The following is a 22,401-nucleotide window of genomic DNA, read 5'->3' on the forward strand; positions in this document are numbered from 1 at the left end:
ATGTCTCTAAAACAAACCCTCATAAAAAACGCCAAAATTGTAAACGAAGGAAAAACGATTTCCGGAGATGTTTTAATTGAAGGTGAATTTATAAAAGCTATTGATTCATCTATAAGTGCCAAATCTTCTGATGTTTTGGTTATCGATGCCGAGGGCAAGCATTTATTACCCGGTGCTATAGATGATCAGGTTCATTTCAGAGAACCCGGTCTAACCCATAAAGCCACTATTGCTACGGAATCTAAAGCAGCTATAGCAGGAGGTATAACCTCGTTCATTGAAATGCCCAACACCATCCCGCAAACCACAACGGTTGAGAATCTGGAGGCTAAATTTGAAATTGCCGCAAACACCTCATATGCCAATTACTCCTTTATGTTTGGAGGCACTAATGATAATTTAGATGAAATACTTAAAGTAGATCCAAAGACTGTTGCAGGTTTGAAATTATTTTTAGGATCTTCCACAGGAAACATGTTGGTAGATGATCCTAAAGTGCTTGAGAAAATATTCAAAAGTACTAAAATGGTGATCTCTGTTCATTGTGAAGACGAAGGCACCATTCGCAGCAATCTAAAAGAGTACAAGGCGAAATTCGGAGATGATATTCCTATAAAGTATCATCCAATTATCAGAAGTGAAGAGGCCTGTTATTTGTCATCTTCAAAAGCCATAGAACTCGCTAAAAAAACAGGTGCGCGCCTACATGTATTTCACTTGAGTACAGGTAAGGAAACCAATTTATTCACCAATAAAATTCCATTAAAAGACAAAAAGATCACTTCTGAGGTTTGTATCCATCATCTTTGGTTTAACTCCGATGATTACGATAAAAAGGGCACGCTGATCAAGTGGAACCCGGCAGTAAAAACGGAAAAAGACCGTTTGCAAATTTGGGATGCCCTTCTCGATGATCGTATTGATGTGATTGCTACAGATCATGCGCCGCATACTCTGGAGGAGAAAAAGAACGTTTATACCAAAGCACCTTCCGGCGGACCTTTAGTGCAACATGCGCTGCCTGCCTTATTGGAAATGTATCACCGAGGAAAAATTTCTATCGAGAAAATTGTTGAAAAGAATGCGCATAATCCGGCCATACTTTTTGAGGTTGAAAAACGCGGCTATATCAAACCGGGTTATTATGCCGATTTGGTGCTTGTGGATCTAAACAATCCCTGGACAGTAACCAAGGAAAATATATTATATAAATGTGGTTGGTCGCCATTTGAAGGAGCCACCTTTAAATCGCGAATTACACATACCTTTTTGAATGGTGCTTTGGTGTATCAAAATCAAAAAGTATCCGAAGTGAAACACGCCAAACGCTTAACCTTTAACCGATGAATTTAAATCGTTTCGTTTTTTTCGGATGTGTACTCCTTTTTTTCGGTTGCTATCAATTTGAGGCACCGGACAAACCTGATAATTTGATTCCTGAGGATAAAATGATCGATATCTTGATCGATGCTAAACTTATTGGGATTTCAAATTCAGCAAACAAAAAAGTGATGCGTGATTCCGGGATCAATCCGGATAATTATATTTTCAAAAAATACAATATTGATAGTTTGCAGTTTGCGCAGAGTAATGATTATTACGCCTATTATATTGATGATTATGAATCTATTTACACCAAAATAAACGATAGTTTAAACGTGCTTTTGAAGGATCTCAAAGACCGGCAGGAAGAGGAACGAAAAGCCAATTCGAAACGCAGACGCGATTCAATTAATGCAGTTCGGGCTAAAAAAGATTCAATCAATCGCGCAAAAAAGATAAAAGACTCTTTAGCCAACCTCAAAAAGAAGGAAGTTGTAAAAGAGCAAGGTCTTATTCCGCCTGTTTCAGATAACAGCGACCAACCTCAGAAATAAACGTATCTATATCCTGGAAATTATAATCTAAAGTGGATCGTATTTTAACGGTATCATAATTTTTAATCGTTGTAAGCGACTGAACCAAATTTTTTGTCAGTATCCGTCTTTTCCCCGTAAGTTTTCGTTTTAACCAATCCAATCTCCATCCAACTTGTAATAGCCAATAGGGTGCCTCTTTTTTCGGGGGTTCTGCATGAACTGCGTTAGCCAGATGCTTCAAAAACTTTTCATATTTCCAGTCTTCAGCAATTAAAATAAAACGTTCGTTATGGATGTTTTTGTGCATCAGGATGATCATGATATTTACCACATCATTCACTGAAATAAGTCCGATGTTGCCCGAGGTATAATATTTTAAACCTTTGTGGGCTTTTTTGAATAAGCTTCCTGTGCCATACCGCCAAATTCCCGGACCTAAAATAACGCCCGGATTTACAATAACCGCATTTAAACCTTCTTGTGTGGCACGCCAAACCTCCATCTCGGCACCGTATTTTGTAATGGCATAAACATTATTATTAGCCTCAGGGTTCCAGGGGGTTTCTTCGTTTATATGAGTTTTCGTGGCTTCTGTTCCAACGGCCGCAATAGAACTTACGTAACAGAATTTTTTTACTCCGACAGCTAAACTAATATTTACCATATTGGCCGTGCCCTCAATATTAATTTTTCGAAGTTGATAGTATTTATCAGGCTCAAAAGACACGAAAGCAGCACAATGATATACGTAATCAACGCCTTCCATAGCATCAGTAAGTGCTGGAATATCAGTAATATCAGCCTTTACCCAATCAATGATGTCGTATAGCGCCTGGTAATCTTTTTGATAGGTTTCAAAAATGGCTTTTACGTTCTTTAATTTGGCTTTGTTCCTGTAAGTAGCCCTGATGGTTTCATTTTGCTTTGCAAGTTTATAAAGTAAATGACCACCAACTAATCCGGTTCCTCCTGTTACTAAAATCATGGCCCTAAAATACAAATTTATTAAACCCTTGATTTGTTTTTATTGATATTGTTGAGGCCTACAAAACTTTAAGAGGATAATGAGCAGATTTATACATTGATTTTTATCTTTGCCTAAGTTTTTAAATCAAGCACTCATGATAAAGAATTTTGTAGAAGAATTGACCTGGAGAGGGATGATCCACACGGTAATGCCGGGAGCCGAAGAGCATTTAATGGAAGCGATGCGTAGTGCCTATGTAGGATTCGATCCAACGGCTGATTCTTTACATATTGGTAATTTGGTACCCATCATGTTGCTGGCCCATTACCAGCGTTGCGGGCATAAACCCATTGCATTGGTTGGTGGTGCTACGGGTATGATCGGTGATCCTTCAGGGAAATCTAACGAACGTAATTTGTTGGATGAAGCAACTTTGCGCCATAATCAGGAAGCTATTAAAATGCAATTAGCTCATTTTTTAGATTTTGAAAGTGATGCTGAAAATGCGGCTCTTTTGGTGAATAATTACGATTGGATGAAGAATTTCACCTTCTTGGAATTTATACGTGATGTTGGAAAACATATTACCGTAAATTACATGATGGCCAAAGATTCGGTTAAGAATCGAATTTCTTCTGATGCTTCTGAAGGGATGAGCTTTACGGAATTTACCTATCAACTGGTTCAGGGCTATGATTTTCTTCATTTGTACAAGGAAAAAGACTGTACACTTCAAATGGGAGGAAGTGACCAGTGGGGGAATATTACAACAGGTACGGAGTTGATCCGTCGTATTGATAGTGGAAAAGGCTATGCCATTACCTGTCCGCTAATCACCAAGTCCGATGGTTCTAAATTTGGTAAATCTGAAGGCGGAAATGTGTGGTTGGATCCCAACAGAACATCACCCTATAAATTTTACCAGTACTGGTTGAATTCCAGTGATGAGGATGCCGAAAAGTATATCAAGATATTTACTTTTTTAGATAAAGAAACTATTGAAGCCTTAGTTAAAGAACATCAGGAAGCACCGCATATGCGTATTTTGCAGAAACGTTTGGCAGAGGAAATTACAACGATGGTACACTCCAGGGACGATCTGGATAATGCCATAAAAGCCAGTAATATTCTTTTTGGAAAATCTACGAGTTCTGATTTGAAGGAACTTAATGAGCAAACTTTTTTAGATGTTTTTGATGGTGTGCCAAGTGCAGAAATTGAAAAAAGTTCCATTGAAAATGGTCTGGATATTGTAGCCGCTTTAGCAGAACAAGGAGGTTTTCTTAATTCTAATGGTGAAGCCAGAAGAGCTTTAAAAGAGAATTCAATATCAGTAAATAAAGAAAAGGTTTCCGGAGATTATGTTATTACTTCAAACGATCTCATTAATGATAAATTTGTGTTACTTCAGCGAGGTAAAAAGAATTACTTCGTGATACAGGTGATCTAATAAAAAACAAAAAAGCCCGGACGAGCGTCCGGGCTTTTTTTTAACAAACCAACCAACTAAAAAAATTTTTCTTTTTCTAGTTGTTTCATTGGTCGTAGAAGCTATGAATAGCTTTCAATAAATTCAGTAATTTTTTAATTTTTTTTTAGTGGCTTGTAAATCGGTTTTCTTTGTTGGGAAAATGGTCTGATTTTCACAAGACCATGAGGTTACAACCGCGGATATCCGAGTTGTCAAAACGCCCAATAACTTCAAAAGATCCATCAGGATTTACTTTTCCCAGATCTTGTGTGGCGATGAATGAGCAGGAATTTACATTTGCCAGATCAATAATATTGATACCACCGGTTTTACCGGGTTCCTGTAACACTAGGGCATCTTCAGTATCACGCGTGTATAAACGCATCCATTCGGGTGTATTAAAAACACCATTTCCTTTGGAATAGGCCTGACTTAATAGTTCCGTCATTCCATATTCACTATGAATTGCAGTCACACCAAAACCTGATTTGAGTTTCTGATGAAGTTCTTCTCTAATAAGTTCCTTTCTCCGACCTTTCATACCACCGGTTTCCATAATTATGGTATTTTTTAGGTGAAAAGTATAGTTTTCTACCAGATCCAATAAAGCAAAAGACACACCAATAAGTAAAACTTTTTTGCCGGTGTTATCTAATTCTTGAAGCCTGTTTTTTAATTTTTCGAGATCATTAAGATAAAAGCCACTCTCGGGGTGTTTAGATTGGGTGATCAAGCTATTGACCATATAGATGAGCGATGAACCTTCGCGCTCCAAATAAGATGGTAATAAGGCCAGAATTACGTAGTCGGAAACCGACCCATAAAATTTTTGGAATCCCAGGTTAAAACTATTCTCATAAACACTAATATCCGAAATGAGGTGTTTACTCGGGGTGGTTCCTGTGGTACCCGAACTGGTAAAGGTATGGCTCGCCGATAGCTTTGAACTTAGAACGTCATGCGACTTAAAAAACTGAATGGGCAAAAATGGAATATCCTCCAGGCGTTTTACCTCATCAGGATGCCTGTACAGTAAATCACAAAAGGAACGGTAAACCCGGTTATTTTTAAATTGATGTTTAAATACCTCGAAAACTTTGGTCTCAAAGTCACGGTTGTTTTCAATGTTAAAAATAGCCGATGTATCAATCATGAATACTCAAAATACTTTTGGATTTCATTACAAAAGTAGGTAAAAGTAATCATAGGTACCAGTTGATAAGGTCCTATTTCACCACCAATTTTTTAATAGATTCCCGATCGTTTTGTTTTAATTTTAAAATATATACTCCAGCATTCAGATTTGAAATATCCAACCGATCATTCTTTACTTTTTGCTCTAAAACAGACTTGCCGATGAGGTCATAAACCGAAACCTGAATATCAGAATGGTTTTGCGCTGTAATAACGATTGATGATTCTGAGGTTGGATTTGGAAATAGTTTTAAACCTGTTATAGCAGAACTTTCTAAAGCCAGAGTTGATTCATAAGCATTGGCGCTCCCAAAACTCGTTTGATTTGCCGTTCCCGTAAAATTAGTAGCGGGAACAGCCTCGGCATTAACGTTAAAAACCTCGCTATCACCAGGAGAAATTACAGCAAATAACGCATCCGAGTTTGCATCGCGAAATACTAAAAAGGGTTCGGCTCCTATATATTTGAAGTCGGTCCCGCCGAGATCATTTCCATATATGGAACTTTCATCACTGGCTGCGTCGGGTATGCCTATGGCATCGTAAACTAAGTTGAATGATGAGGTATCATCTACTATGCCGTCATCATCGATGTCGATATCGGTTACATTAACAGTTCCGGTAAAGGTATCTGTTAAAAATAAAGTAAACGATGGGTTTTCTAAATCAGGAATACTTATCACCAATAGGCCATTAGCATCGAAGGTTCCTGAAACTTCCGAGGCATCCTGAATGATTCCGTTAGCACCATCACATTCTGCACTTAAAAGAAATCCTGAAAACGAGGTGTTTGGTGTTCCTTTTAGCTCGATAGATACTGTGCTGGGATCTGCGCCATCAGGGTTGGGTTCAAATTCGTTGATTAATACTTGAGAATAACTGAGAAAAGAAATTAGTACGAAACTAATTGTAACGTTGAGGGTTTTCATAAGATAGGTAAATTAATTTGAGGTACTCAAAAGTAATTAAAAACTATAACTTATGCGAGAAAATAAATAAAAATATAACTATTTAATGACCAGCTTTCTAACCTCTGAGATGTTATTCTCTGAAATTTTTAAGACATAAACGCCTTTACTTAAGTTGGTAACATCCAGTGTTTTACTGGAAATACGATGGGAGGCAATTTGTTTACCAAGAACATTAAAAATAGCAACTGTAAGAATGCCGTTATATTTGGAAGTAATGTGTACGGTATTTTGACCATAACTTACCGGATTGGGGTAAATGGTCAATCCTTCGATTTTTTCCTGAGGTAATCCACTACCGGGATTCGTTTGACTGAACCCGTTTAGGCTTGTCAGAAAAAATAAGGAAAATAAGAAAATATAAAAGTAGTTTTTCTTCATACAGTCATTTGGTATGTAAATTTAGTAAAGAAATACAAAAGTCGTACCAAAAAAATGTTAAAGATTAACGTTTTACATCGAAAGTTTAAATTTCCGTAAGGTGTTTGTTATCTTAACGTTATTTATAATAGCCATAGTGTTAAATTATGATTTAAGTTTTATCTTTACCTTTGAAATCTAAACTAAGGTCATACTTTTTATGAAAAAAAAAGATATTAAAATCCTGTTGGTTGATGATGAACCGGATATTCTGGAAATCGTTGGATATAATTTATCAAATGAAGGATATCAGGTAATTACGGCAGAAAATGGTCAGGAAGGTGTAAAAAAAGCTAAAAAAGAATTACCTCAGCTTATCATTCTTGATGTGATGATGCCCGAAATGGATGGAATTGAGGCCTGTGAAATCATCCGAAAAGATCCCGAATTACAAAATACGATCATCGCATTCCTAACCGCGCGAGGTGAAGATTATTCTCAGGTTGCAGGTTTTGATGCAGGAGCAGATGATTATATCACAAAGCCTATAAAACCTAAGGTTTTAGTTAGTAAGGTAAAAGCCCTTCTCCGTCGTTTTAAAGAAGAAGAGGTTAAAAACACCATGAAAGTAGGGCAACTTGAAATTAATCGGGATGAGTATAAAATAACCTCTAAAGGAAAAGAGATTCTACTGCCCAGAAAAGAATTTGAATTATTATCCCTGCTGGCCTCTAAACCAGGAAAAGTATTTAAGAGAGATGAAATTCTGGATACTGTTTGGGGTAATGAGGTGGTTGTTGGAGGACGTACTATCGACGTCCATATCCGTAAACTGCGTGAAAAATTGGGAGACAAAAGCTTTAAAACCGTAAAAGGTGTAGGCTACAAGTTCGTTGATTAATGGAGTCTAAATTTAAAAAGTCATATCGCTTTGCGTTTAGGACCTCACTGCTTATCACACTATTTGTAACGCTTTTAGTGGGCGTTTTTTTATATAGTTTGATGACGCCGCCGTGGTGGGTAATCCCTTCATTTTTTATTAGTACCTACTTTTTCTCATTTTTTGTAGTGCAATTTCGTGTTCAACGTTTCATTTATCGTCGTGTTAAGAAAATATATGATGACCTAACGCTTCTTGAGTCAGCAAGTATCAGCAAAGGTGCCATTACCACAGATATGCGTACGCTTACCCAGGAAATTGACAAGTTTGCGCGTGATAAAAAAATTGAAATCGAGACTTTAAAAGTGCGTGAAAAATACCGAAAAGAATTTTTGGGTAACGTATCTCATGAATTGAAAACGCCATTGTTTACGGTTCAGGGTTATATCGAAACGCTTTTGGATGGTGCCGATAAGGATAAGAAACTTCGGAGGAAATATCTGGAGCGTGCCAGTAAGGGGATCGAACGACTTGGTTATATCATCAAAGATCTGGATATGATCACCAAACTCGAAGTGGGTGATCTGAGCCTGAAAACAGAGGTGTTTGATATTGTGGAGTTGGTAAAGAACGTTTTTGAAATGCTCGAAATGAAAGCTAGCAAAAAGAAGATCACCCTAACTTTTGATATGGATTACGATCAACCGGTTTATGTTCGAGCAGACCGGGAACGCATTCAACAAGTGCTCGTAAATCTGGTGGTGAATTCCTTAAAATATGGTCGTGTAAAAGGGACTACCGAAGTAAGTATTGAAAATCTGATAAAAAATAAAGTGATTATTCGTGTTACCGATAATGGTGAAGGTATTTCCGCAGAGCACTTACCACGTTTATTTGAACGGTTTTATCGCGTAGATAAAAGTGGGTCGAGGAAAGAAGGTGGATCCGGTTTAGGACTTTCTATAGTAAAACATATCATCGAGGCTCACGACGAAAAAATCTACGTTGAAAGTGAATTTGATGTTGGTAGCGAATTCTCTTTTACTCTGGAAAAAGCCAGAGCTCCAAAAAAGAAGAGTGAAAATCCTGTAGTTGAAAAAACAGAAAGCGCTTCCTGAAATTTTAATTTATCCGGGTTGCAGGACTCTTATGGAAATCCTTAATTTTGCCCAAACTAATATGAAAACATTCTGTGGGAAGTAAAAATAAACTCAGACGCTTTAAGGAAAACGAAACGTTTTCAAATGTTATTCAACCTACTCGTGATGACCTGGTAAAAGGCAATTTTGACCTCAAGGGTCATTGGCATGACAAGGTGTTTAAAAATGAAAACCCGATTGTGTTGGAATTAGGTTGTGGAAAGGGCGAATACGCCGTAGCACTGGCAAAAAAGTATCCCAATAAAAATTACATAGGTATCGATATTAAAGGTGCTCGCTTCTGGCGTGGTGCAAAAACTGCGCTGAAGGAAGATATTCCCAATGTGATGTTTTTACGAACTCAAATTGAGTTGATCGATCACGCTTTTGCAAATAATGAGGTCGACGAGATTTGGATCACCTTTCCTGATCCACAGATAAAATACAAACGTACCAAACACCGCATGACAAATGCCACCTTTTTAGAGCGTTATAAAAAAATACTAAAACCTGATGGCGTAGTACATTTAAAGACGGATAGTGAGTTCATGCACGGATATACTTTAGGTTTGTTGCATGGCGCAGGGCATGAGGTATTGTATGCCAACAATAATGTTTACAAACAGGATGGCAGCCCTGAAGATGTTACAGCAATTCAAACCTTTTATGAGTCCCAATATTTAGAGCAAAATAAACCAATTACCTATATTAGATTCAAAATAAAATAACGTGAACATCACCTTGATTTTTTTTACAGGTTTAATAGTAGCTCTAATTGGAGTGATTCCGCCGGGACTTCTTAATATGACAGCCGCGAAGATTAGTTTAAAGGAAGGTCACGTTCGTGGGGTTATGTTTTCAGTAGGTGTTTGTATAATTGTACTTGTTCAAACAGCTATTGCTGCTATTTTTGCTAAATATTTAAGTCGGCATCCAGAGGTTATCCATATTTTGCAGCGTGTAGCCTTTGTTATTTTTGTGCTCATTACCATTTATTATTTTTTTATTGCTAAATCACAACCGAGTTCACAATTACAACCCAAAATAAAAAGTAAACACAGTCGCTTTTTTCAAGGTATGTTCATGTCGGCCATTAATATGTTTCCTATACCTTATCAAGCCTATATGACGCTTACCCTGGGCTCTGTAGGGTTACTTAGTTTTGAGAAGTTAAGCCTTGCTTCATACGTTGCTGGAGCGGCTATGGGAACCTTTGTCATGTTGTACATTTACATGTTCTTTTTCGATAGAATAGGAACCAAACGTATCATTTCACAAAAGAATATGAACTATAGTATCGGCACTATTACAGGTATTATTGCTTTGATAACCCTTTTTAATATTCTTAAAGATTTTTAGTTGTGGAAAAAGAAACCATTTCCTTCTTCGATCGCGTTCACGAGGTAGCTAAACAGATTCCTTTTGGCAAGGTCACTAGTTATGGTGCTATCGCGAAATATTTGGGTGCTGCCAAAAGTGCTCGCATGGTGGGTTATGCCATGAATGCTTCCCACACCAAAGATGTTCCGGCTCATCGTGTTGTTAATCGTAAAGGCTTACTTACAGGGAAGCATCATTTTGATGGTACAAACCTTATGCAACAGCTTTTAGAGAGTGAAGGCGTAGTGGTTGTTAATAATCAAATACAAAATTTTGAAGCTATTTTCTGGGATCCTTCCGAAGCCTTGAAAAACTGAAATTTCAGCATAAAAAAATTCGATCAATTAATTGATAAATCTTCTAAAGGAAGTATGTCCCTTCCGTTGATATTAGTTATCTTTGCTATTTAGAATTAATCTTAATACATGAAACTAAGCAAACAAGACATTTTAAAGGCATTAGAAACGATTTCAGTACCTGGAGAAGGTCAAAATATGATTGAAAGTGGCGCTGTAAAAAATGTTAATGTTTTTGGTGATGAAGTTGTTGTTGATATCACCATTAAAAACCCAAGTTTACAGGCTAAAAAAAGAACTGAAGTCGATATTCTCAAAACGATTCACGATAAGGTTTACCAGAAAGCTAAAGTTAAAACCAACATTAGTGTTGAAGCACCTGCTAAACCTAAAACGAATACCATAAAAGGCAATCCTATTCCCGGTATCAATAATATTATTGCAGTGGCCTCAGGAAAAGGTGGCGTTGGAAAATCTACGATCACAGCTAATTTAGCCGTAACCCTTGCTAAAATGGGTTTTAAAGTTGGGGTTTTAGATGCCGACATTTATGGTCCTTCTATGCCTATTATGTTCGATGTAGCCGATGAAAAACCTCTGGCAGTAAACGTAGATGGGAAATCTAAAATGAAACCTATCGAGAATTACGGTGTGAAGATCCTTTCCATAGGATTTTTTACCCAACCAAATCAGGCAGTGGTATGGCGTGGCCCCATGGCTGCGAAAGCGCTTAATCAAATGATATTTGATGCAGCCTGGGGTGAATTAGATTTCTTGCTTTTAGACTTGCCTCCCGGAACCGGCGATATTCATTTAAGTATTATGCAGTCGCTTCCAATTACGGGAGCAGTTGTGGTGAGCACCCCGCAAAATGTAGCTTTGGCTGATGCAAAAAAAGGTGTGGCGATGTTCCAACAGGAAAGTATAAATGTGCCGGTATTAGGTATAGTTGAAAATATGGCTTACTTTACACCCGCTGAATTACCTGAAAATAAATATTACATTTTTGGACAGGAAGGAGCAAAACACTTATCAGAAGATTTAGAAGTGCCATTCCTTGGAGAAATTCCGTTGGTACAAAGTATTCGGGAAGCCGGTGATGCCGGTCGTCCTGCCGGATTACAAACGGGAACACCTTTGGAAGAGGCTTTCGAAAATTTAACGAGGAATGTTGTTGAAGAAGTAGTGCGACGCAATGAAGATTTGCCACCTACTGAAGCTATTAAAATTACAACAATGGCTGGCTGTTCAGCAGTAAAAAAATAAGATATGACCTCAGATGAAGTTAAACTAAATGTGGAAAAGGCTCTGGATGAGATTCGTCCGTTTTTACAGAGCGATGGCGGTGATATTTCCTTATTATCCATTGAAGAGAACGATACGCTTGTAAAAGTACAATTACAAGGAGCCTGTGTAGGTTGTAGCGTGAATCAAATGACCTTGAAATCTGGTGTTGAAATGACGATTAAAAAGTATGCGCCCCAGATCGAACAGGTTGTGAATATTATCGATAATATATAATCATAACGATGCCATTTGGTTAAAAAATAAATTAACCAACAGAGGCACACATCTAAAATTTATTTTTTTGATCTAATAAATTTAGACTAAATAATTTTTTCTCTTTTTAGAAACGTATCAAGACTATCTGCTGCATCAAAGCACTCGTTTACTTTTGAAACGTTATTGCAAAATTTTTTTTCTAAATCGTGAGAAGACTTACAACTAAAGTCCGCTAAGTCCACTTTTTCAAAACCTTTATTTATCCTTTTACATTGTTCATACAGACTATCTATGGTTTTGTATTGACTTGGGTTCAAACCCTTTTTTACAAGATAACCTTTTAAGTAATTTTCTATGGCAGATTGAGAATTTTTGCAGACTAAATAAGTTACAATATCTTCTTCTGGTTTAAATAGTTCTCTGTTTGCTTGGTTCAGTTTTTGAGAAGCTTTAACAAAGAATTTAATGGCTTCTGTTTCCATAATAAATTTAATTATTGATTAGTAATTTCTAGCATTCATTCTCCATACTTTAATAGAAGTATGGAGAATGGTTTTTAAATTTATACACAACCTAAAGTTATGTTTACATATCTCTATAAAGTTCTAAACGTTCCCATTTAGAATTTACTTCTGTTTGAGCTTGCTCAAGAAGTTTAGCTCCTAGTTCTGCGTTGTCTTTAACCACTCTTGAAAAGCGCGTTTCATTGTACATGAAATCTTTTAGTGGAATTGAAGGTGCTTTAGAATCTAGTTTAAATTTCTGGCCTTTAGGTTTGGACGGGTCAAATCTAAATAAGGGCCAATAACCACTTTCTACGGCCTTTTCTTGCTGCGATGCACCATGAGCTAGATCATATCCATGTTCACCACAATGGGAGTAGGCAATTATTATGGATGGTCCGGGGTAAGCTTCAGCTTCTTCAATGGCTTTAAGAGTTTGAAGATCTTTGGCACCTATAGCGATTTGAGCGACATACACATTTTCATATGAAACGGCTTGCAACGCTAAACTTTTCTTACTGGTGCGTTTTCCAGAAACTGAGAATTTTGCACTTGCTCCTAATGATGTTGCTTTAGATGTTTGACCACCTGTGTTTGAATACACTTCTGTGTCTAACACCAAAATGTTAATGTCTTCTCCTGTAGCTAAGACGTGATCTACACCTCCAAACCCAATATCGTAAGCCCAGCCATCTCCACCTAAAATCCATACAGATTTTTTACGTAGGTATTCAGTTAATTGTAATAATTTTTTAGCATTTTCATGATCGATATTTGCTAATTTGATTTTTAATTTGTCTAAATTTTTAAAGTTTTCTGCTTTTTCGGCTTCCGTTTTTTCAGGATTATTTAAAATAGCCTCAACTAAGTCTTTTCCAACTTCATTTTCAATCGATTTAAGGAGGTTTACTGCCATTTCTTGTTTCTTGCTTAAAGCTAATTTCATACCTAAACCAAATTCAGCATTGTCTTCAAATAATGAATTAGCCCAAGCAGGACCACGACCGAATTCATTGGTTTTATATGGTGTTGTTGGTAAATTGCCACCATAAATTGAAGAACAGCCTGTGGCGTTTGCAATCAATATACTATCTCCAAAAAGCTGTGTTAGTAATTTAATATATGGTGTTTCGCCGCAACCAGAACACGCTCCGGAGAATTCAAATAACGGCTTAAGAAATTGAGACCCTTTAACGTTTGTTATTTGCAGCTCTGTTCTGTTATAATCGGGTAATTCAATAAAATAATCCCAGTTGGCATCTTCTATAGCTTCGACCTCAAGCTTTTTATGCATATTGATAGCTTTAAAGTCGGGATATTCTTTACTCACCGCAGGGCAAACAGCAACGCAAAGATCACAACCTGTACAGTCTTGAGGAGAAACTTGTAGGACATAGGATTCTTCATCTTTATTGAAAGGTCTTCCCTTTGCTGGCGCATATTTTAACGATAATGGAGCATCAGATAATTCAATATTTCTAATAACTTTTGCTCTAATGGCGGCATGTGGACAAATAGCAACACACTTATTACATTGTGTACATAAATCTATATCATCCCAAACGGGAACTGAATCAGCAATACCACTTTTTTCAAATTGGGTGGTTCCAGTCGGGAATGTGCCGTCTACAGGAAATGCGCTTACTGGCAGTTCATCTCCAAATCCACCTAATATTTTTTCTAACACCTCGGTAACAAAACCATCTGGCGCATTGTGCATGGCGGTTTCTAAATGTCTTTCACTAGTCACTACTTTTGGATAATCTACTTGCTGCAGATTAGCCAGAGAATTATCAACCGCAGTAAAATTCATTTTAACTATTCTATCTCCTTTATGAGAATAAGATTTTACTATAGCATCTTTAATTCGTTGGATGGCTTCATCTTTTGGTAAAATCCCGGATATAGCAAAGAAACAGGTTTGTAATACGGTATTGGTACGTTTACCTAGATTTGATTCGTCTGCTACTTTGGTGGCATCAATAACATAGAAATTAACTTCTTTTTCAATAATTTCTTTCTGAATTCTTTTGGGTAAATGATTCCAAATATCATCTTTAGAATACGGTGAGTTTAATAAGAATGTGCCTCCATGTTTTAAATCAGCTACCATATTGTACTTTTTAATAAACTTATATTGATGACACGCAATAAAATCTGCTTTGTCAATTAAATATGAAGAGTATATTGGTTTTGGACCAAAGCGTAAGTGAGAAATGGTTTGAGCTCCGGCTTTTTTAGAGTCATAAACAAAGTAACCTTGTACAAAGTTATCTGTAGTATCTCCGATAATTTTAATAGAGTTCTTATTAGCTCCCACAGTACCATCAGACCCTAATCCATAGAACATGCAATTAATAGTATGCCGTTCTATTGTAAAAGATTCGTCAATTGGTAAACTTGAAAAAGTAACATCGTCATTAATACCAACGGTAAAGTGATTTTTTGGTTTGTCATCTAATAATTCGTCATAAACTCCTTTAACCATTTTAGGTGTAAACTCTTTTGAAGATAAGCCGTAACGGCCACCAACGACAATAGGCATCTCTCTGTTGCTCTCAATTAATGCCGTAACAACATCCTGGTATAACGGTTCACCAACACTTCCCGGTTCTTTGGTTCTGTCAAGAACAGCTATTTTTTTAACGGTTTTGGGCAGCTCATTAATAAAATGTTTGATTGAAAATGGTCTAAATAAGCGTACAAATATGACTCCTACTTTTTCTCCGCTCTTCACCATGGCTTCGACAGTTTCTCGTGCGGCACCTTCGCCAGATCCCATAAGTATAATAACGCGTTCTGCTTTTGGATGACCTTCATAATAGAATAAGCTGTATTTACGACCCGTATGTTTGTAGAACTCCTTCATTGTTTCCTCAACAATACCAGGAACTTTTTCGTAAAACGTATTAGCAGCCTCTCTTGCCTGAAAGAATACATCTGGGTTTTGAGAGGTCCCTCTAATAACTGGGTGATCGGGATCAAGCGATCGTTTTTTGTGCTCCATAATAGCATCTTCTGGCATCATGGCTTCAATAGTATCATCAGAAATGCCATCTATTTTTGAAATCTCATGAGAGGTTCGGAAACCATCAAAAATATTCAAAAAAGGCACTCTAGATTTTAATGTTGCAACTTGAGAAATAAGCGCAAAATCTTGAGCTTCTTGTACAGACCCTCCGAATAGCATGGAGAATCCCGTTTGTCTGGTAGCCATAACATCCGAATGATCACCAAAAATTGAAAGTGCATGTGTTGCGACGGTCCTGGCGGCTACGTGTATTACCGTTGGTAATAGTTCACCTGCCATTTTGTACATATTTGGTATCATTAACAATAATCCCTGCGATGCTGTAAATGTGGTTGTTAATGCACCTGCTTGCAAAGAACCATGAACGGCTCCGGCAGCACCACCTTCACTTTGCATTTCAACAATTCTTGGGACATTGTCCCAAATATTTTTCTGTCCTTTTGAGCTATAAATATCGACGTGCTCACCCATAGGTGATGCGGGTGTTATGGGGTAAATAGCACATACCTCATTTGTTTTATGTGCTATTCTAGCTACAGCTTCGTTAGCATCACAAATTAGTTTTGGAAAATCTTTTTTCATAATAGGATATCTTGTTAAATACATTAAAATTCACAAAAAGGCATATTTCATGCTCTTTGTAAAATATCTAATCGCGTCTAGACCTAACAAGATTTTTATTATAGACCAAAACCTCGAGGCCGTATAAGTAAATTGACTATAAAGTTAAATATGAATAAGTTCATAGTTTATGATAATTGTCATGTAAAAGTGATAATTAAAAAAATAACTGAGGGTTTCATTTAATAATGAAACCCTCAGTTATTACGTTTTACCTCTAATATTAAAAATAGAAATTGAGTACAGAGTAGAAACTCTGATTATTTAAAAATTATGGTTTTGAAAATTATTCGGCATGCAACCAAACTTTTTTCTTTAATAATGTGTCTTCGTTTTCTACATGATTTTCATCAGGTATACAACAATCAACAGGACATACGGATGCACATTGTGGTTCATCATGAAATCCTTTACATTCAGTGCATTTATCTGATACAATGAAATAAAATTCATCAGAAATAGGAGCGTTCTGTTCGTCAGCATCTATCTCATCACCATTTAAAAGTTTTACGTTACCACTTAGTCCTGTTCCGTCAGAATATGACCATTCTTGATCTGGTTCGTAGATTGCATTATTAGGACATTCAGCAATACATGCGTCGCAATTAATGCATTCATCTGTTATTAAAAGTGCCATTATTTATCAATTTATAAGAATTAATATTTGTAAAAATAAAATACATTTTACTGTTTTTATGTGATAAAAGTCATATTTAGAATTAAAAAGTGATATTACTTTTGGGTGTTATAGGACAATGAATTCTTTGTAAAATTCATTGCGTTAAGCTTTTTAAATTATCAAATTATGGTAACAAAGCAATTAAAACACCAGCCAGAAATTCTTGAAGCTGTTATTATTAGATTTGTTGGTGATTCCGGTGATGGCATGCAATTAACAGGAACCCAGTTTACAGATACCTCTGCCATGTTTGGAAATGACATAGCAACATTTCCAAACTATCCTTCCGAAATTAGAGCTCCGCAAGGAAGTCTATATGGTGTTTCTGGTTATCAGGTACATATAGGAAGTGTTGAAATAAGTACACCGGGTGATGAATTGGATTTGTTAGTTGCCATGAATCCCGCTGGGTTAAAAACAAACTTATACGCTGTAAAACCAGGCCATACAATTATTGTCGATACAGATGCCTTCACCAAGAAAAATTTAGAAAAGGCACAATATACTTCAAACCCATTAGAAGATGGTAGTTTAGATAACTACAGAGTTATTCAAGTAGCCATGTCCTCGTTAACTAAGGAGGCCTTAAAAGATATTGAAGGGTTAGATAATAAAGAAATTAACCGAACAAAAAACATGTTCGCTCTAGGTATGGTTTATTGGATGTATAATAGATCAACAAACCATACTATAGAATTTTTGAATAAAAAATTTAAAGCGAAACCACACGTCATTGAAGCGAACACTAAAGTACTTAATACGGGTTTTTATTTTGCAGAAACATTGGAATTGATTCCCAATGCATATACTATATCGCCTGCTAAAATGCCAAGTGGCACCTATAGAATTATTATGGGTAATACCGCAACAGCGTGGGGTTTTTTGGCTGCTGCTGAAAAAGCAGGATTGGAATTATTTTTGGGTTCTTACCCTATAACACCGGCAACAGATATTTTACATGAATTAGTAAAACATAAACATTTTGGGGTTAAAGCATTTCAGGCTGAAGATGAAATTTCAGGAATCACATCTGCAATAGGAGCCTCATTTGCAGGCGATTTAGCCATAACCACAACCTCAGGTCCAGGATTAGCATTAAAAGGTGAAGCTATAGGTTTAGCCATGATGATTGAGACACCTTTAGTAGTTGTTAATGTGCAACGTGGCGGGCCTTCTACAGGATTGCCAACCAAAACAGAGCAATCTGATTTATTGCAAGCACTATATGGTAGAAATGGTGAAAGTCCTGTAATTGTTTTGGCAGCAAGCACACCTGGTAATTGCTTTGATATGGCTTATGAGGCTGCCAAACTTACAATAGAACACATGACGCCGGTTATACTGCTAACAGATGGATACATAGCGAATGGTTCAGCGCCGTGGAAAATTAAAAGTGTTAATGAGATGCCCGAGATTAAGAACAATATTATTAAAAAGGTAGTAGATGAGTGGCATCCTTATGATAGAGATGAAAAAACACTGGCAAGAAAATGGCCTATACCCGGAACGAAAGGTTTAGAGCATCGCTTAGGTGGATTGGAAAAAGATAAAGTAAGTGGTAATGTATCGTATGTTCCAGAAAATCATGAATACATGACCAAAATTCGAGCCGAAAAAATTAAAAGAGTTCAAAATTATATACCGGATTTAACTACTGAGTTTGCGACTAGTGGTGATTTATTAGTAGTAGGCTGGGGAGGTACTTATGGATCTCTGCATTCTGCCGTTAAGCATATTAATGAATTAGGCTATAAGAATATAGGATACGCACACTTTAAATATATAAATCCACTACCTAAAAACACGGAAGCAGTTTTAAAAAAATTCAAAAAAATTGTGGTTTGCGAATTAAATAATGGCCAGTTTGCCAAGGTATTAAAAATGAATTTTAATGGATTGAATTTATCTCAATTTAATAAAATACAAGGATTGCCATTCGGAAATAGTGAATTAATTGAAATATTTAAACAATTAGTTAAATAACATGGAAGCAATAATTGAAAATAAATATACGTATAAAGATTTTGAAAGTAATCAGGAAGTAAGATGGTGTCCGGGATGTGATGATTATGTCATACTTCGATCTATGCAAAAAGCTCTCCCGGAAATGGGGGTTAAAAGGGAAGATGTCGTCTTTATTTCTGGAATTGGGTGTTCCTCAAGGTTTCCATATTATATGAATACCTATGGTATGCATAGTATTCATGGTAGAGCGCCAGCTATTGCTACCGGTGTAAAATTGGCTAATCCTAAACTTAGTGTTTGGGTTGTTACAGGCGATGGCGATTCCATGGCTATTGGAGGAAACCATTTTATACATGTATTACGGCGAAATATAAATTTAAACATTATACTCTTTAATAATGAAATTTATGGTTTAACAAAGGGCCAATTTTCGCCAACCTCATTAATAGGTCAAAAAACAAAATCATCACCTTACGGAAATACACAACCACCATTTTCACCTGGTGAATTAGCCTTAGGAGCACAAGCTCGGTTTTTCGGAAGAATTGGAGGAAATACACCAAAAGAAATGTCACAAATGTTTATTGATGCCGAAAAGTTTAAAGGGACCTCCTTAATTGAAGTGCTTCAAAACTGTGTCATTTTTAATGATAGTTGTTTTACTAAATACACGGATAAAAACGTCCGAGAAGACAAACAATTATTTGTTGAACATGGCAAGCCAATGATTTTTGGAAAAAACAGAGACAAAGGGCTTGTTTTAAACCGTCTGAAATTAGAAGTAGTGACTATTGGCGAAAACGGGGTGAAAGAGGAAGATTTATTAGTCCATGACGCAAAAGAGCAAGATCCCACGTTGCATCAAATGTTAGTTAGACTTGAGTATCCATTGGTAACAGGTGTCATAAGAAGTTTTGAGGATGTCACTTTAGAAGAACGAGAAGATGCATTAACGGCTGAGGTTAAATCCAGATCAAAATTCAGAAAAACAGATGATTTGTTTTTCTCGGGAGATACTTATGAAATTAAATAAATAAAAACGTAGTGAAATGGGTTCAGAAGCTATCATCGTATTTTTTATCGCAGGTGTCGTGCTGGTCGCCGGGGCAAATTTTTTGTCGAACTTAATATCACATAAATCCGATAATCTTCAAAAGCGTGAACCTTATGAAAGCGGTATGGTAACCAAAGGTCCTACTTGGGTACAATTTAAAGTAGGATATTATTTATTCGCTATTCTATTCTTGATTTTTGATGTGGAAGTGGCGTTTTTAGTGCCTTGGGCTGTTGTATTTAAGGATGTTGGGTTTGTGGCTTTAATCGAAGTAGTCATATTCCTTTTAATATTAGGACTTGGGTTATTGTATGCATGGAAAAAAGGAGCATTAAAATGGGAGTAGACGACAAAAAAAGGTATATATCGGAGGTCCAAGACAGGGATCATAAATTTCCAAAAAATTTCCCGGGAAAGGTAATTCCTGCGGGAAATGGAGCGAATGTGATTGTTACTTCATTAGACAAAATAATCAATTGGGGGCGATCAAATTCTCTTTGGTCACTTTATTTTGGTACGAGTTGTTGCGCGATTGAAATGATGCAAACAGGAGCTGCAAGGCATGATTATTCCAGATTTGGTTTTGAAGTTGCGCGGCCTTCCCCAAGACAGGCAGATTTAATCATTATAGCTGGCACTATTGTTAATAAAATGGCCCCTGTTTTACGTCGTTTATACGACCAGATGGCAGAACCAAAATATGTAATTGCTATGGGTGCTTGTGCTATTTCTGGAGGCCCCTTTTTTTATAATACATATTCTGTTGTTAAGGGAGCAGACCATGTGATCCCGGTAGATGTTTATGTTCCCGGGTGTCCGCCCCGCCCGGAAGCTTTATTAGAAGGGATGTTACTGCTTCAAGATAAAATTAGAACAGAAAACATGAAGCATAAAGAAAACCCAATAGACGGGTTTGACGAAGGACTTTAAATATGGAGTTATGAAAAACGAAGCGTTACAAGATGTAATAGGTAGTTGGTTTCCAGATTTAGAATTTTCTGAAGAAGCATCTCAATTTTTGAATATTACCGTAAAACCGGAACAGCTTCATGGTTTAATGACTGCATTAAAAAATAATCCTGAAACTTATTTTGATTATTTATTTTGTTTAAGCGGTGTTGACTGGGAACCAGAATTAGGTGTCGTCTATCATTTAGAATCGACTAAGTATCGCCATAGCGTTGTTGTAAAAGTGAAGACTGAAGAACGGGAAAATCCAATCTTTGATACCGTAAGTGATATTTGGAGAACTGCAGAATTTCATGAGCGAGAAGTTTTTGATTTTTTCGGAATAAAATTCAATAATCATCCAAATTTAAAACGATTGTTTTTAACGGAGGAGTGGGATGGATTTCCTTTACGAAAGGATTATGTCGATGACATTAATATGATTATCAAATAAGTAATCATGGAAACAGTTACTATTAATAACAACTTTAAATCTGAGGAATATTTTATTAATATGGGGCCTCAGCACCCTGCAACGCATGGTGTACTTAGATTAATATTGACTATTGATGGTGAAATCATTAAAAGAGTAGAACCAGACCTAGGATATATACATCGTTCTATTGAAAAAATGTGCGAAGGTGATAGCTATCAGCAAATAGTTCATTTAACAGATAGAATGGATTATTTGTCATCTCACATTAACAATGAGGCTGTCTGTTTAACTGTTGAAAACGCACTTGAAATTGACGCTCCTGAGCGGGTTAAAGTCGTTAGAACTATTCTAAGCGAGCTTACTCGAATTGCATCGCATTGTTTGTGGTGGGGTGTTATGGGAATGGATGTTGGCGCCTTGACTACCTATTTTTATGGTTTTAGAGATCGTGAAATGATCAATGATATTTTTGAAGAAACTTGTGGCGCCCGATTAACAATGAATTATAATATCCCAGGTGGACTGATGTTCGACATTCATCCAAATTTTGTTAATAGGACTAAAGCATTTGTAGCACATTTTAAATCGAAACTTCCAGAATATGATGAACTGCTAACGGGTAATGTTATATTTCAAAAAAGAACAAAAGGGGTAGGGGTTTTATCAAAAGAAGATGCTATTTCCTTTGGAGCTTCTGGTCCTGTAGGGCGTGGTTCGGGATATTCTTGTGATGTAAGAAAGCATCATCCTTACAGCGCATACGATCGTGTAGTTTTTACAGAATCTTTAAGAACAGAAGGCGATACGTTTGCCCGTTACCTCGTTAGAATTCAGGAAATGTGGGAGTCGCTGGCCATAATAGAGCAACTCATAGATAATATTCCAGATGGCGATCATAAAGTAACTACCAATGCCGTAATAAAATTACCAAAAGGAGAATTTTACCAACGGGTAGAAACAGCTCGTGGAGAATTAGGAGTGTATATTATTAGCACAGGAACAAAAAGCCCATATCGACTTAAATTTCGATCTCCAGGATTTTCAAATTTATCGTTACTAAATCACATAGCAGTTGGTGGTAAAATTGGAGATTTAGTTGCAAGTATGGCCACTTTAGACCTGGTAATACCAGATATTGATAGATAAT

The 22,401-nt window shown here is 36.6% G+C and carries 23 protein-coding genes; 16 read left to right on the forward strand and 7 right to left on the reverse strand.

Features of this window, described 5'->3' with window-relative positions; translation table 11 throughout:
- Both ABD682_RS05220 and ABD682_RS05225 read left to right on the forward strand, forming a co-directional pair.
- The gene (locus ABD682_RS05220; protein ID WP_344739779.1) at window positions 1–1,347 is read left to right on the forward strand and encodes a dihydroorotase; all 1,347 of its coding nucleotides are present in this window, start codon (window positions 1–3) and stop codon (window positions 1,345–1,347) included.
- The gene (locus ABD682_RS05225; protein WP_344739782.1) at window positions 1,344–1,877 is read left to right on the forward strand and encodes a DUF4296 domain-containing protein; all 534 of its coding nucleotides are present in this window, start codon (window positions 1,344–1,346) and stop codon (window positions 1,875–1,877) included. Before ABD682_RS05220 ends, ABD682_RS05225 begins: the two co-directional genes overlap by 4 nt.
- Here the strand turns inward: ABD682_RS05225 and ABD682_RS05230 are convergent.
- Window positions 1,834–2,844 carry an NAD-dependent epimerase/dehydratase family protein gene (locus tag ABD682_RS05230; protein ID WP_344739784.1) on the reverse strand — a complete coding sequence of 337 codons (1,011 nt, stop codon included), beginning with the start codon at window positions 2,842–2,844 and terminating at the stop codon, window positions 1,834–1,836. The genes ABD682_RS05225 and ABD682_RS05230 overlap by 44 nt on opposite strands.
- A 136-nt stretch (window positions 2,845–2,980) precedes the next feature.
- On the opposite strand from ABD682_RS05230, the gene tyrS reads away from it, so the two are divergent.
- Window positions 2,981–4,276, forward strand: coding sequence for a tyrosine--tRNA ligase (tyrS, locus tag ABD682_RS05235; protein ID WP_344739786.1), 1,296 nt, complete (start codon window positions 2,981–2,983; stop codon window positions 4,274–4,276).
- Window positions 4,277–4,469: 193 nt separating this feature from the next.
- Here the strand turns inward: tyrS and ABD682_RS05240 are convergent, their stop codons facing one another.
- From ABD682_RS05240 to ABD682_RS05250, 3 genes are all read right to left on the reverse strand, one after another.
- The gene (locus ABD682_RS05240) at window positions 4,470–5,450 is read right to left on the reverse strand and encodes a LuxE/PaaK family acyltransferase (RefSeq protein WP_344739788.1); all 981 of its coding nucleotides are present in this window, start codon (window positions 5,448–5,450) and stop codon (window positions 4,470–4,472) included.
- 73 nt (window positions 5,451–5,523) lie between these two features.
- The gene (locus ABD682_RS05245) at window positions 5,524–6,420 is read right to left on the reverse strand and encodes a T9SS type A sorting domain-containing protein (RefSeq protein ID WP_344739790.1); all 897 of its coding nucleotides are present in this window, start codon (window positions 6,418–6,420) and stop codon (window positions 5,524–5,526) included.
- A gap of 78 nt (window positions 6,421–6,498) precedes the next feature.
- Window positions 6,499–6,840: a T9SS type A sorting domain-containing protein gene (locus ABD682_RS05250; protein ID WP_344739792.1), complete on the reverse strand. Its 342-nt coding sequence runs from the start codon at window positions 6,838–6,840 to the stop codon at window positions 6,499–6,501.
- A 199-nt stretch (window positions 6,841–7,039) separates the two neighbouring features.
- Between ABD682_RS05250 and ABD682_RS05255 the strand changes: the two genes are divergently transcribed.
- The 7 genes from ABD682_RS05255 (at window position 7,040) to ABD682_RS05285 (ending at window position 12,035) form a co-directional block, all read left to right on the forward strand.
- The gene (locus ABD682_RS05255; RefSeq protein ID WP_344739794.1) at window positions 7,040–7,720 is read left to right on the forward strand and encodes a response regulator transcription factor; all 681 of its coding nucleotides are present in this window, start codon (window positions 7,040–7,042) and stop codon (window positions 7,718–7,720) included.
- Complete coding sequence (locus ABD682_RS05260; RefSeq protein ID WP_344739796.1) at window positions 7,720–8,817, forward strand: sensor histidine kinase; 1,098 nt, start codon at window positions 7,720–7,722, stop codon at window positions 8,815–8,817. The genes ABD682_RS05255 and ABD682_RS05260 overlap by 1 nt, the downstream gene beginning before the upstream one ends.
- 74 nt (window positions 8,818–8,891) lie before the next feature.
- Window positions 8,892–9,566 (forward strand): tRNA (guanosine(46)-N7)-methyltransferase TrmB, encoded by a 675-nt coding sequence (trmB, locus tag ABD682_RS05265; protein WP_344739798.1) that lies wholly within the window; start codon window positions 8,892–8,894, stop codon window positions 9,564–9,566.
- 1 nt (window position 9,567) lies between these two features.
- Window positions 9,568–10,197 carry a lysine transporter LysE gene (locus tag ABD682_RS05270; protein ID WP_344739800.1) on the forward strand — a complete coding sequence of 210 codons (630 nt, stop codon included), beginning with the start codon at window positions 9,568–9,570 and terminating at the stop codon, window positions 10,195–10,197.
- 2 nt (window positions 10,198–10,199) lie between these two features.
- Window positions 10,200–10,535 (forward strand): MGMT family protein, encoded by a 336-nt coding sequence (locus ABD682_RS05275; RefSeq protein ID WP_344739802.1) that lies wholly within the window; start codon window positions 10,200–10,202, stop codon window positions 10,533–10,535.
- A 108-nt stretch (window positions 10,536–10,643) separates the two neighbouring features.
- On the forward strand, window positions 10,644–11,780 hold the full coding sequence (locus ABD682_RS05280) for an Mrp/NBP35 family ATP-binding protein (RefSeq protein ID WP_344739804.1): 1,137 nt from the start codon (window positions 10,644–10,646) through the stop codon (window positions 11,778–11,780).
- A gap of 3 nt (window positions 11,781–11,783) precedes the next feature.
- Window positions 11,784–12,035, forward strand: coding sequence for a NifU family protein (locus ABD682_RS05285; RefSeq protein ID WP_344739806.1), 252 nt, complete (start codon window positions 11,784–11,786; stop codon window positions 12,033–12,035).
- An 86-nt stretch (window positions 12,036–12,121) separates the two neighbouring features.
- On the opposite strand, the gene ABD682_RS05290 is transcribed toward ABD682_RS05285, so the two are convergent.
- From ABD682_RS05290 to ABD682_RS05300, 3 genes are all read right to left on the reverse strand, one after another.
- A complete protein-coding gene (locus tag ABD682_RS05290; protein ID WP_344739808.1) occupies window positions 12,122–12,499 on the reverse strand; it encodes a HEPN domain-containing protein in 378 nt (125 codons plus the stop codon).
- Between the two features lie 103 nt (window positions 12,500–12,602).
- Window positions 12,603–16,133: a pyruvate:ferredoxin (flavodoxin) oxidoreductase gene (gene nifJ / locus ABD682_RS05295; RefSeq protein WP_344739810.1), complete on the reverse strand. Its 3,531-nt coding sequence runs from the start codon at window positions 16,131–16,133 to the stop codon at window positions 12,603–12,605.
- A 325-nt stretch (window positions 16,134–16,458) separates the two neighbouring features.
- Window positions 16,459–16,809: a 4Fe-4S dicluster domain-containing protein gene (locus tag ABD682_RS05300; protein ID WP_344739812.1), complete on the reverse strand. Its 351-nt coding sequence runs from the start codon at window positions 16,807–16,809 to the stop codon at window positions 16,459–16,461.
- A gap of 168 nt (window positions 16,810–16,977) precedes the next feature.
- Between ABD682_RS05300 and ABD682_RS05305 the strand changes: the two genes are divergently transcribed.
- Genes ABD682_RS05305 through ABD682_RS05330 form a run of 6 tightly spaced genes read left to right on the forward strand, consistent with a single transcriptional unit; the run spans window position 16,978 to window position 22,400 of the window.
- Window positions 16,978–18,834: a 2-oxoacid:acceptor oxidoreductase subunit alpha gene (locus ABD682_RS05305; RefSeq protein WP_344739814.1), complete on the forward strand. Its 1,857-nt coding sequence runs from the start codon at window positions 16,978–16,980 to the stop codon at window positions 18,832–18,834.
- A 1-nt stretch (window position 18,835) separates the two neighbouring features.
- On the forward strand, window positions 18,836–19,849 hold the full coding sequence (locus tag ABD682_RS05310) for a 2-oxoacid:ferredoxin oxidoreductase subunit beta (RefSeq protein ID WP_344739816.1): 1,014 nt from the start codon (window positions 18,836–18,838) through the stop codon (window positions 19,847–19,849).
- Window positions 19,850–19,865: 16 nt separating this feature from the next.
- Window positions 19,866–20,216, forward strand: coding sequence for an NADH-quinone oxidoreductase subunit A (locus ABD682_RS05315; protein WP_344739818.1), 351 nt, complete (start codon window positions 19,866–19,868; stop codon window positions 20,214–20,216).
- The gene (locus ABD682_RS05320) at window positions 20,207–20,800 is read left to right on the forward strand and encodes an NADH-quinone oxidoreductase subunit B (RefSeq protein WP_344739820.1); all 594 of its coding nucleotides are present in this window, start codon (window positions 20,207–20,209) and stop codon (window positions 20,798–20,800) included. Before ABD682_RS05315 ends, ABD682_RS05320 begins: the two co-directional genes overlap by 10 nt.
- Before the next feature lie 10 nt (window positions 20,801–20,810).
- Window positions 20,811–21,272 (forward strand): NADH-quinone oxidoreductase subunit C, encoded by a 462-nt coding sequence (locus ABD682_RS05325; RefSeq protein ID WP_344739822.1) that lies wholly within the window; start codon window positions 20,811–20,813, stop codon window positions 21,270–21,272.
- A 6-nt stretch (window positions 21,273–21,278) separates the two neighbouring features.
- Window positions 21,279–22,400: an NADH-quinone oxidoreductase subunit D gene (locus ABD682_RS05330; protein WP_344739824.1), complete on the forward strand. Its 1,122-nt coding sequence runs from the start codon at window positions 21,279–21,281 to the stop codon at window positions 22,398–22,400.
- Window position 22,401: the final 1 nt, after the last annotated feature.

Source organism: Gaetbulibacter aestuarii, from assembly GCF_039537665.1.
Lineage (GTDB): Bacteria > Bacteroidota > Bacteroidia > Flavobacteriales > Flavobacteriaceae > Gaetbulibacter_A > Gaetbulibacter_A aestuarii.

Excerpts from the sequence above, each read along its gene's own strand:
- ABD682_RS05220 (WP_344739779.1), top strand. The coding sequence starts at position 1 with ATGTCTCTAAAACAAACCCTCATAAAAAACGCCAAAATTGTAAACGAA.
- ABD682_RS05225 (WP_344739782.1), top strand. The coding sequence starts at position 1,344 with ATGAATTTAAATCGTTTCGTTTTTTTCGGATGTGTACTCCTTTTTTTC.
- ABD682_RS05230 (WP_344739784.1), bottom strand. The coding sequence starts at position 2,844 with ATGATTTTAGTAACAGGAGGAACCGGATTAGTTGGTGGTCATTTACTT.
- tyrS (WP_344739786.1), top strand. The coding sequence starts at position 2,981 with ATGATAAAGAATTTTGTAGAAGAATTGACCTGGAGAGGGATGATCCAC.
- ABD682_RS05240 (WP_344739788.1), bottom strand. The coding sequence starts at position 5,450 with ATGATTGATACATCGGCTATTTTTAACATTGAAAACAACCGTGACTTT.
- ABD682_RS05245 (WP_344739790.1), bottom strand. The coding sequence starts at position 6,420 with ATGAAAACCCTCAACGTTACAATTAGTTTCGTACTAATTTCTTTTCTC.
- ABD682_RS05250 (WP_344739792.1), bottom strand. The coding sequence starts at position 6,840 with ATGAAGAAAAACTACTTTTATATTTTCTTATTTTCCTTATTTTTTCTG.
- ABD682_RS05255 (WP_344739794.1), top strand. The coding sequence starts at position 7,040 with ATGAAAAAAAAAGATATTAAAATCCTGTTGGTTGATGATGAACCGGAT.
- ABD682_RS05260 (WP_344739796.1), top strand. The coding sequence starts at position 7,720 with ATGGAGTCTAAATTTAAAAAGTCATATCGCTTTGCGTTTAGGACCTCA.
- ABD682_RS05280 (WP_344739804.1), top strand. The coding sequence starts at position 10,644 with ATGAAACTAAGCAAACAAGACATTTTAAAGGCATTAGAAACGATTTCA.
- ABD682_RS05285 (WP_344739806.1), top strand. The coding sequence starts at position 11,784 with ATGACCTCAGATGAAGTTAAACTAAATGTGGAAAAGGCTCTGGATGAG.
- ABD682_RS05290 (WP_344739808.1), bottom strand. The coding sequence starts at position 12,499 with ATGGAAACAGAAGCCATTAAATTCTTTGTTAAAGCTTCTCAAAAACTG.
- nifJ (WP_344739810.1), bottom strand. The coding sequence starts at position 16,133 with ATGAAAAAAGATTTTCCAAAACTAATTTGTGATGCTAACGAAGCTGTA.
- ABD682_RS05300 (WP_344739812.1), bottom strand. The coding sequence starts at position 16,809 with ATGGCACTTTTAATAACAGATGAATGCATTAATTGCGACGCATGTATT.
- ABD682_RS05305 (WP_344739814.1), top strand. The coding sequence starts at position 16,978 with ATGGTAACAAAGCAATTAAAACACCAGCCAGAAATTCTTGAAGCTGTT.
- ABD682_RS05310 (WP_344739816.1), top strand. The coding sequence starts at position 18,836 with ATGGAAGCAATAATTGAAAATAAATATACGTATAAAGATTTTGAAAGT.
- ABD682_RS05315 (WP_344739818.1), top strand. The coding sequence starts at position 19,866 with ATGGGTTCAGAAGCTATCATCGTATTTTTTATCGCAGGTGTCGTGCTG.
- ABD682_RS05320 (WP_344739820.1), top strand. The coding sequence starts at position 20,207 with ATGGGAGTAGACGACAAAAAAAGGTATATATCGGAGGTCCAAGACAGG.
- ABD682_RS05325 (WP_344739822.1), top strand. The coding sequence starts at position 20,811 with ATGAAAAACGAAGCGTTACAAGATGTAATAGGTAGTTGGTTTCCAGAT.
- ABD682_RS05330 (WP_344739824.1), top strand. The coding sequence starts at position 21,279 with ATGGAAACAGTTACTATTAATAACAACTTTAAATCTGAGGAATATTTT.